At 36.5% G+C, this 9,533-nt stretch carries 9 protein-coding genes; 3 read left to right on the plus strand and 6 right to left on the minus strand.

What is annotated here, in order from left to right; all coding sequences use genetic code 11:
* Positions 1–429: 429 nt before the first annotated feature.
* The 3 genes from rplM (at position 430) to rpsB (ending at position 2,247) form a co-directional block, all read left to right on the plus strand.
* A complete protein-coding gene (gene rplM / locus BBH99_RS04545) occupies positions 430–885 on the plus strand; it encodes a 50S ribosomal protein L13 (RefSeq protein ID WP_002976217.1) in 456 nt (151 codons plus the stop codon).
* A 6-nt stretch (positions 886–891) separates the two neighbouring features.
* The gene (gene rpsI / locus BBH99_RS04550; protein ID WP_007843277.1) at positions 892–1,278 is read left to right on the plus strand and encodes a 30S ribosomal protein S9; all 387 of its coding nucleotides are present in this window, start codon (positions 892–894) and stop codon (positions 1,276–1,278) included.
* A 207-nt stretch (positions 1,279–1,485) separates the two neighbouring features.
* A complete protein-coding gene (rpsB, locus tag BBH99_RS04555) occupies positions 1,486–2,247 on the plus strand; it encodes a 30S ribosomal protein S2 (RefSeq protein WP_034692922.1) in 762 nt (253 codons plus the stop codon).
* Positions 2,248–2,497: 250 nt separating this feature from the next.
* Here the strand turns inward: rpsB and BBH99_RS04560 are convergent, their stop codons facing one another.
* The 6 genes from BBH99_RS04560 to BBH99_RS04585 all read right to left on the minus strand — a co-directional run.
* Complete coding sequence (locus tag BBH99_RS04560; RefSeq protein ID WP_066692586.1) at positions 2,498–2,935, minus strand: DUF6759 domain-containing protein; 438 nt, start codon at positions 2,933–2,935, stop codon at positions 2,498–2,500.
* 6 nt (positions 2,936–2,941) lie between these two features.
* Positions 2,942–3,625: a DUF6759 domain-containing protein gene (locus tag BBH99_RS04565; protein WP_228390738.1), complete on the minus strand. Its 684-nt coding sequence runs from the start codon at positions 3,623–3,625 to the stop codon at positions 2,942–2,944.
* 21 nt (positions 3,626–3,646) lie between these two features.
* Positions 3,647–4,324 (minus strand): tRNA (guanosine(46)-N7)-methyltransferase TrmB, encoded by a 678-nt coding sequence (gene trmB, locus BBH99_RS04570; protein ID WP_066692588.1) that lies wholly within the window; start codon positions 4,322–4,324, stop codon positions 3,647–3,649.
* 99 nt (positions 4,325–4,423) lie between these two features.
* Entirely contained in the window at positions 4,424–5,197 is a 774-nt protein-coding gene (locus tag BBH99_RS04575) for a DUF6759 domain-containing protein (protein ID WP_066692591.1), read from the minus strand.
* Between the two features lie 248 nt (positions 5,198–5,445).
* Positions 5,446–6,261, minus strand: a complete 816-nt coding sequence (locus BBH99_RS04580; RefSeq protein WP_066692594.1) for a hypothetical protein — start codon at positions 6,259–6,261, stop codon at positions 5,446–5,448.
* Positions 6,262–6,452: 191 nt separating this feature from the next.
* Positions 6,453–9,533 (minus strand): T9SS type B sorting domain-containing protein (locus tag BBH99_RS04585; protein ID WP_066692599.1); only part of this gene is annotated, 3,081 nt, incomplete at its 5' end.

Consider the following 9,533-nt stretch of genomic DNA (forward strand, 5'->3'; position numbering starts at 1 on the left):
GCTTTTGAATAAATCTTTAAAAGAAAACTAAAATCTGTAAGTAATTGTTCTTGAAAGAAAAGGAATGGATCATACATTCCTATCTTTTTACAATGTTAGAGACTTTATAATTTGGTATTATGTGGAAGAAGACCAGGTTCAAATAAGTAGAAAATAATTTTCGGAGAAAGTAATAAAGAAAGAGTTGAGGGAAGAAACTCTTGCTTTATCATACTTGTGTTTTCAGAACCTTCTAAACGTTTTTTTCATCGCCACAACATTTTACAAGTTTTATGCCAAAAATATAATTAGTGTTAAAATCTATTGTTAGAGGGTTGATTATCCGACATTTTATAGATTAAATGAAATATGTTTTTGGGTTACAAAAATAATTTGTACCTTTGCACACCCTTTTAGGGGTAAATTATGTTTAATCTTTAACTAAAACGTGTGAATACATTAAGTTACAAAACTGTTTCAGCGAACAAAGCTACTGCTAATAAAGAATGGGTTGTGGTAGACGCTGAAGGACAGCCGTTAGGAAGACTAGCTTCTACGGTTGCAAAGATTTTGAGAGGTAAGCACAAAACGAACTACACGCCTCACGTAGATTGTGGTGATAACGTAATCGTTTTGAATGCTGGGAAAATTACACTTTCCGGAAACAAGTGGGCTGATAAGACTTATATCTGGCATACAGGATACCCTGGTGGACAGAAGTCTATGACTGCGGCTGAACTTCAAAAGAAAGATTCTTTAAAGGTATTAGAGAAGTCTGTAAAAGGTATGTTACCTAAAAACAGATTAGGTGCTGCTATCCTTAAGAACCTTTATTTATATGAAGGAACTGAGCACAAACATGAAGCTCAACAGCCTAAAACAATTAATGTTAACGAATTTAAATAATTAATTATGTCTATAGTTCACAAAATCGGAAGAAGAAAAACTTCTGTAGCTAGAGTTTATGTAAAACCAGGTTCTGGAAACATTACAGTAAACGGTAAAGATGCTAAAGAATATTTCTCTACAGACGTGATGGTTTATAAATTAAACCAACCGTTCATCCTTTCTGAGACTGTTGGTCAGTATGATGTTACCGTAAACGTATTCGGTGGTGGTAATACAGGTCAGGCAGAGGCTATCAGATTAGGTATTTCAAGAGCTTTATGCGAAATCAACGCTGAGTTCAGATTAGCATTGAAGCCAGCTGGTTTACTTACAAGAGACGCAAGAATGGTGGAAAGAAAGAAGCCAGGTCAGAAAAAAGCAAGAAAGAGATTCCAATTCTCAAAACGTTAAGATTTCTCGTTGGCAGATGGCTTATGGCTACTGGCTACAGGAATGTATTAAATTTTTTTTAAACTTAATCTCGGCGAAAAGCCAATTGCCAAAAGCAAAAAGCAAACCGCCAATTGCCCGTTACGTTTAGCATCCAAACGCTTCTCCCATCTAAAGAAGTTGTTGATTGTTTAAAAGACGGAAAGTAAACTAACAAAAACAGAAAACATGGCAAAAGCAAATGTAAAAGACCTTTTAGAGGCTGGCGTACACTTCGGTCACATGACTAGAAAGTGGAACCCAAATATGGCTCCATACATTTTTATGGAGAAGAACGGTATTCACATTGTAGACTTACATAAAACAGCAGTTAAATTAGATGAGGCGTGCAGCGCTTTAGAAAAATTAACTTCTGCAGGTAAAAAAGTTCTTTTCGTAGCTACTAAGAAGCAAGCGAAAGAAGTAGTTGCAAAACACGCTTCTGAACTTAATATGCCTTATATTACAGAAAGATGGCCTGGAGGTATGTTAACGAACTTCGTTACTATCAGAAAGGCGGTAAAGAAGATGAACTCTATCGACAAAATGAAAAAAGACGGTACGTTCGAAACTTTATCTAAAAAAGAAAGATTACAAGTTGACAGACAAAGAGCTAACCTTGAGAAGAACTTAGGTTCTATCGCTGACATGGTGAGACTTCCTTCTGCTGTATTTGTAGTTGACATCTTAAGAGAACACATCGCGGTAACTGAAGCTAAGAAACTTGGTATTCCAGTTTTCGGTATCGTTGATACAAACTCTGACCCTAGAAAAGTAGACTTCGTTATCCCAGGAAACGATGATGCTTCTAAGTCTATTGATATGATCCTTAGCGTAGTTTCTGAATCTATCAAAGAAGGTCAGTCTCAAAGAAAAGCTGATAAAGAAAAATCTAAAGAAGAAGGAGAAAAGGTATCTGCTGATACAGATGCTGATTTCGATGCAGAATAATTAAAGATTTTCTTTAATATAGGAAAAACGCTGGATTTCGGTCCAGCGTTTTTTTATTTATATCGTCTCTCAGATTTTACAGATCATATCCTTTTATACTTCCATATAAGCTCAAATGCCGGCTTTAAATAGTTGTTACAGCGAAATGTAAATAACGCTTGTGAGAGAGCCGGAATTAATTGCCCTTAGTATTCCGGGAAATATTACAATAAAAAATAAACCCTCACAGGTTATTGTGAGGGTTTATTTTTTAGTTCGTTATTTTGATACTGTATGAACTTGTAATAAATTTTGTAGACTGATAGGATGAGTTACACAACATTCCTGATAATCTGTAGCTTTGGTTTTTAGGAACCATCACCGCTCCAATTTTTCCGGCTCCAATGGGAACCTTTTTAAAATATCCGTTTCCACTGATGGTAAGAACCATATTACAGCGGGAGGCATTTTCTACTGAAAGGGAGGTTCTGGGATTGCTGGGATCAGCTTCATTAAGGAGATCTGTAAGAACTTCAGCTGTTTCTGATTTATAGGTCTTCATCAGTTCATTATATTCTCTCTCTGTATTAGCTGCACTACCACCACCTGTACTGGTAGGATAGGGATTTCTAATTGGATAACCGCCATAATTAACACTACAGCTGGTAAGGATGATTGAAATCCCGGTAAGAACTAATAGCTTTTTCATACCTATTTATTTTTTGCTTCTTTTTTTTAATGGTTTTTCAGACACTGCCGTTATTGTGGAAACTCGTGGAGTTCCTGGCTGGGCTGGATTATCTATAGTCACAAAGATACTTCTTTTTATGTCTTTCTGAGAGAAGTATTTCATATCACAAACATTACTGTTCAGGGTATAAAAGCCTTTATTAATGATAATAAAGTTTTCCCCGTGTGCAGGAACAGCGAGATTGTAATAATCTTTCCCCTCGATCCTAAGAACAATGTTACAGTCTGAATTATTCTTAAATAAAAGAATTGATTCTTTTTTAGTAATATCTTCATTAAGCATTGTATTCAGAAGCTGTACGGTTTTCTCCTTATGCTCTGCAGATGTTTCGGCAATTAAGCGCTTAAATTCTTCCGCTTCATTAGAATTGGGATCTTTCATGGCATTTTTGGGAATGTCTGCAATAACGGGCCTGGCCTCCATAGGTTTGGCAGTACGCGCTCCCTTTGTCCATTCAGAGTTTTTTAATGCAATAAGCTTAGGTTTTAGCACACTCTTTTTAGGATCGTCAGGATGTGCGGTCTTAAGATATTCTTCAATTTCCTTAATATTTGTGCTTTTTAAGATGTCTTTACTGCTTTTTTGAGCGTGTGTAAAGCCGGAGGTAAGGAAAGTGAAAAATAAAATCGTCAAAAATTTTTTTTTCATCAAAGGTGTTTGTTTATTTCATCAGTTAATCCGGAATTTTATATAGGTTATAGTTTTCCCTTTTGCTGAGAATAGCCCTTCATAATACGTTTGAATATCTCTCAAATGTGGTGTATTAGGATCATATTCCGGAGCTCCATAGATATCATGGTGAGCCGAAATGATTTCATGTCCTGCTCCCTGTAAATACCCCAGTGTATAGCCGTGAAGGAATTCAGAGTCTGTTTTCAGGTGGACAATTCCACCTGGTTTAAGGAATTTTTTATAACGTGCTAAAAAGTCCGGGTGTGTAAGTCTGTGTTTTGTTCTTTTATATTTGATCTGTGGATCCGGGAAGGTAATCCAGATTTCGTCCACTTCATTTTCAGCAAAAAAATAATCTACAAGTTCGATTTGTGTTCTTAAAAAAGCAACATTATTCATATTGTTTTCCACCGCTTCTTTAGCTCCAAACCAAAATCTTGCCCCTTTAATATCTACCCCAATAAAGTTCTTTTCAGGAAATGTTTTAGCCAATCCTACGGAATATTCTCCTTTTCCACAGCCTAGCTCCAGAACAATCGGGTTGTCATTTTTAAAGAAGTTCTCTCTCCATTTTCCTTTAAGTTCAAAGCCTTTTAAAGCCTCTTCTCTTGTAGGTTGAATTACATTTGGTAATATCTTGTTTTCTGCAAATCTTGCTAATTTATTCTTGCCCATGAGTCATTTATAAAATGACTGCAAAAGTAATAAAATTTACACAGAATTAAGGCCTTTTAGCTTTAAAAGACCTATGGTGAAACTATTATATTGTTTTGATTATTTTGCTGTTGCGCTGCCTAAAGCAACCATGATTGGTTTTTGAATAGTTTTTTGTGATGCATACTGTGCTCCACATACCAGGCTTGTGAAAAGATATTGTCCTTTTTCTACTACAATTGAGTTGTCTTTATGAGCCGGAACAGCAAGTCTGTACTTTGTATTTCCTACCCCTTCCATTCTTACAATAATATTGCAGTCAGATTGATTTTGGATGAGAACAATACATTCTTTGGCGTTGGGATCATTATCAAATAAAGAATTAAGGATTTTAACAGTCTTGTTTTGATGTTCAATAGGAGAGACGTTCATCAGCATATTAAATTCCTCCGCCTCTGCGTTGGGAATAGCTGTATTGGCGGCTGTGTTTACAACAAAAGTATTTTGCGGGTTGCTTGGTGTATAAGTTTCCGTTGGTTTTTTGGCAGCAAGCTCTGCTTTATATTTGGCAATTTGCTTCTGTTTGATAATAGCATTCATTTCATCAAATGTGATCTTTGTAGAAGGCCGTCTTCTTAGTAAGGCCAGCATTTCCTGCATATCTTTTACTTTTTGATCCTCAGGATGGGCATTTTTGATGTATTCTTTCATCATTTCCATAACGCGGGGCTTCAGTACAGATCTTCGGGGGTCATCAGGGTGGGCATCCCTTAGGAAGGCATTGATTTCGTAGATATTATTGCTTTTCAGAATTTCACTATAATCTTTTCCCTTCTTTTGGGCAGACACGCTGAAAAACAAGACCGAGGCAAGAAGTAAAAGTATTTTTTTCATTAATATAATATTAAGTTAAAAATTGGGTACTTTTTCTTAATTTGTGTTTGGGTCGATTAGTCTTTAGTTGGATAACGAAATAGTATTGTTTTTATTTTAAACACATGATCGTTACATAAAATTAAACATATTTTTATATATAAATGAAATGTATTATATAAAAAGCGAATGATTAATAATAGATGTTTTCGTCTTGCCACAAAAAAATCCATGTCAAACTGCATGGATTTTTATATAGATTTCAATTGTTATTTATCGGTTGGCTGGGTTTGTTGAGGAGTTACCACTTCCTGAAGATGTGAGTTTCTTAATCTCTTTTGATAAATAGGCATATATTTTTCAATAGGAATTTTTATTGCTTCAAAGTTTCCTGCCTGTACATAAGGCTGTATATTTTCTGAAGTATATACAAATTGTAAAAAGTTATCAATCAGGTTTTCCGGAATCTTAAACTTCGCAAAATAATCTTTTCCTAAGTAATTTTTAACCTGAGCGATAGAGCTGTTCATTCTTTCATAAGCCTGATAACGCTGTTTTTTCTTTCTTTCACCAGAAAGCATATCATAAATACTTTCAAGACTGAAAGTAAGTCCGCCATCCCTTAATCCGGCAACAGGAAGTTCAGGTGGTGTTCCGTCTCCCTTAGGTTCAGGAAGTCCGATGACTTTTTTAATGGCCAATGCTTTATCTTCTTTTCTGAGAGAGTTTACATCATATCTGAGGTTTCCTGTAGGTTTAAACCTGCTGAGTACAATTTCCTGGATCTCATAATAGGCTATTTTTAGTTCTACGAGGTTTTTCTGTCCTAATAACTGAGGGGTTATCTTGATATCTTTTCTTTCCGTAACAATAGAGGTAAAGCGGATAACGTCTCCGGGATTGGCCGGAACATTGAAATTACCATTATAGTCAGCAAGCACAGTTTTTTGTGTATTAAGATTGGTAACATATACCTGATTAAGATAAAGGATAGAGTTATCTCTTAGAAATACCTCTCCGGAATATGTTTGAGCATTGATTTTTGCCAGAAAAATCAGTAGCAACAGAGTAAACAGTTTCTTCATATAATTGGCAAAATTACATAGAAATACAGCAATTTGTGCTTAGTTAGATAAAGAATAGTGGTTAAAGTTATATTAAACTTTAGTATTGAATTGTTAATGAATGTTATAAATGTATTTCCGATTCAGATTAACGCCGGAATGATAATAAAAAGGTCGAAAGAACATTGCTTTCTTTCAACCTTTCAGATGTTTTATCGGTGTCTGACCAGCAGCCAGCTTGTGTACTTGATTGAAACGGAGGAACCATATTCTGTCCAGCTGATAAAATACCAGTAAGTGGCTGTAGGAGTATATCTGCCACCAACTCTTCCGTCCCATGTATATCGATTTTCACGAGTACCTCTGAAAAGTTCGGCTCCGTAGCGGTCGAAGATTCTGAATACAAGATTATCGTGAGACATTAATGCTGAATAATCAATTGTTTCGTTGCGTCCATCACCGTTAGGGGTAATGGTATTGATTAGGTTAATAATAGCAAATTCCTTTTTCACTTCTGCACACATTTTAGAGTCTCTTACTACTACATAATGTGGACCCCTTGGTACATCATAGAAAACATTTGAAGTCTGCCATATAACTCCATCCAAAGAGTATTCATAAGGAGGAGTGCCACCACTTGCTCCAATTTTTACGGTTGTTCCATCAATTTCAATGGAGGTAATGGTTGGGATTGTGTATTCGGTAACATTCACATTTTGTTTGTAAGTACATCCATTAGAAGTAAGTTCCACCCAATAACTTCCGGCTGGTACATTGGTGATGGAAGGGGAAGTAGCTCCGGTACTCCATAAATATTTCTCAAATCCGGGGCCTGCGTCCAGAGTTGTTGTCGTTTTAGGACAAATCATCTTATCTGTAAGAATGGCTGATGCTTTAGGGATTTTAATCGTAATTTTTAGGGAAGCAACTTCCGGACAACTTCCATTTTTTTCAAAACGGATATAGAATGTTTGGGGTGTCGTAATATTTACTGTTGAAGTGATTGGGCCAACATTGGTCTGAGCATCAGCTAGACTTGTATGAAAAGTAAAAGTCACAGTTGGATCTAAAACAAACATAGGGATAAACTGGGCTAGGTTTACCGTTTTTATTCCATCCAAGTCATCATCACATACATTTTCTGTTACAGACTGGCTTGCTAACTTTATTTTGTCTCCAATACTGAATTTTAAAGGTTTAATTACGGGGGCGCATCCGTCAGGAGAATCTACTCTGATATAGATTGTGGTAGTGGTGGTATAGCTCCAGTTATTCGGTAGGGTATTGGTATTTCCTGCATTGGCATCTGTTAAATTTGCATAATATCTAACCGTAAAATAATTGGGATTGTTAAGGACAATGGGTGTGATGTTTGAAAGATTGATATTTACTGTCCCATCGAAATTATCATCACAGAATATGCCATTGTAATTATCAGGCACTACAGCTTTATTATAAAGAGATAGTGTTATTTGAGCAATGCTTTTACATCCAAGTGTATTTTTGAGCACAGCATACACGATGGTGCCATTTACTGCTGAATAAATGTCAGGAGTGGTAATTAAAGCTGCGGGGTTTTCTGTTTGTGCGTCAATTAAAGTAGGATAGAAGGTTTTATTAACAGGGTTATTGGTTGTTACACTGGCGGTGGTAAGGTTAAATGTTCCTTTTCCATTTACATCACAGGCAAATAATACTGCATTGGTAGCAACAATAGCTTTAATGCTAATATTTACAGTTACCGTTTCGCAATCAGGAAAATCAGGATCATTTCCACAGAAAGTGTAGGTAAATGTATCATTTCCAGCGGTACCAGGAGTATTGACGGTATAAGTAATAACTCCGGTAGTGGGGTTTATAACAGCTGTACCCAAGGCTGGAGGAGTAGTGATAGCTACAGTAGCTGGTACAGGAGTTTGAGTTGAACTGCTGAATGCCGGGGTAATGGTTTGTGAAGTACAAACATCATAGTTTGTAGTAGTCAGTTTAGTACAATTGGTAACTTTGAATTGCTCAGTAATCAAAGGAGCACAGCTTCCCATTGTTACAGAACAGGTATAATATCCTGATTGAGCTGGAGTAATAGAAGCACTGTTGGCTCCTGGAATTGCAATTCCGTTTCTGTACCATTGGTAGGTATCATAAATAATGGGATCTACAGTAAGTTCAATTCCCGGAATACAAGATCCTCCGGATTTTAATATAACGGGCTGTGTGGGAAAACCTGCAAAGAATCCTCCATATCCTACCGCATCACTTCCTGCTGTGATTCCTGCGGTAATGGCTTTATTTGAAACTATTGTTATTGTTCCTGTGATATTAGGAATGCCATAAGTAACCCAGTTGTTAGTTCCTGTCATATTATAAGGGCCTGTAGAGGCAGGCGGAGTGCCTCCGTTTACAGTAACTATAGCTCCTTTTTCTGTAATAAGGTTGAGTTTTGTGGGAATATTAAGTACTCCTGAAGGGTTTATATTGGAATGAACAAAGTTTTCATTGATGAAACCCAGTTCATTGATCTGTTTGGGAAGATAACAATTTAAAGCAGGAATAAAGTTGAAACCTCCGGTAGCTACTTCATTCGAGGTATTTGAATCTCCTGCCAAGATCTGGTAAACATAGGCGTTCTTGGAGGTTTTAATATATAGGTTATAGTGACCTCCTCCCTGTAGACTGTATTTGGTGTCCGGAATTACAAAATATTTTCCGGTATTGATTGTGGCAATAGGTGTTAATTCGTTATTCACATAGATCTGGGTGTTGTCCTGGGTAGCAATAACCACAGCTCCTTCCATATTGGCTCCAATACTTCCATTACCCTTAACGAGGGCAAACTCACTCCCGAGTCTGTCAACGGGAACAGCCTGATCCATTAAGATATCAGAACTGGTTGGGAAATTTCCGGCATACTGGCCATTGAAGTTTCCATTAGTAACATTAATGGGTTTGTTTGAGGTGATTTTAGCCCCGATAAACCCATCAAAATTTCCGGCAATATTTCCAAGACCATCAATAATATAGGATTGCCCTTTGTTTAAGGTAATGTTTAAAGTCGGGTTGGTAGTTCCAGTAGTTCCATTTGAGAATTGTACAAGCGGACTGTAGCCGCTAATGGTAACAGTAGTGTTATCTTCTGTAGCCAGTATACTGGTCATAAAATTTAGAATATCATTATTGACACTGATAGGTACTGATGCTGCAAAAAATGTTTTTCCTGTTGAAGGTATTCCCTTAGATGTAATGATTTCCGCATGGTTGAATACTGAAAACCTTAGGTTCGCATAAAACGGAAA

The sequence above is a fragment of the Chryseobacterium contaminans genome, assembly GCF_001684955.1.
Lineage (GTDB): Bacteria > Bacteroidota > Bacteroidia > Flavobacteriales > Weeksellaceae > Chryseobacterium > Chryseobacterium contaminans.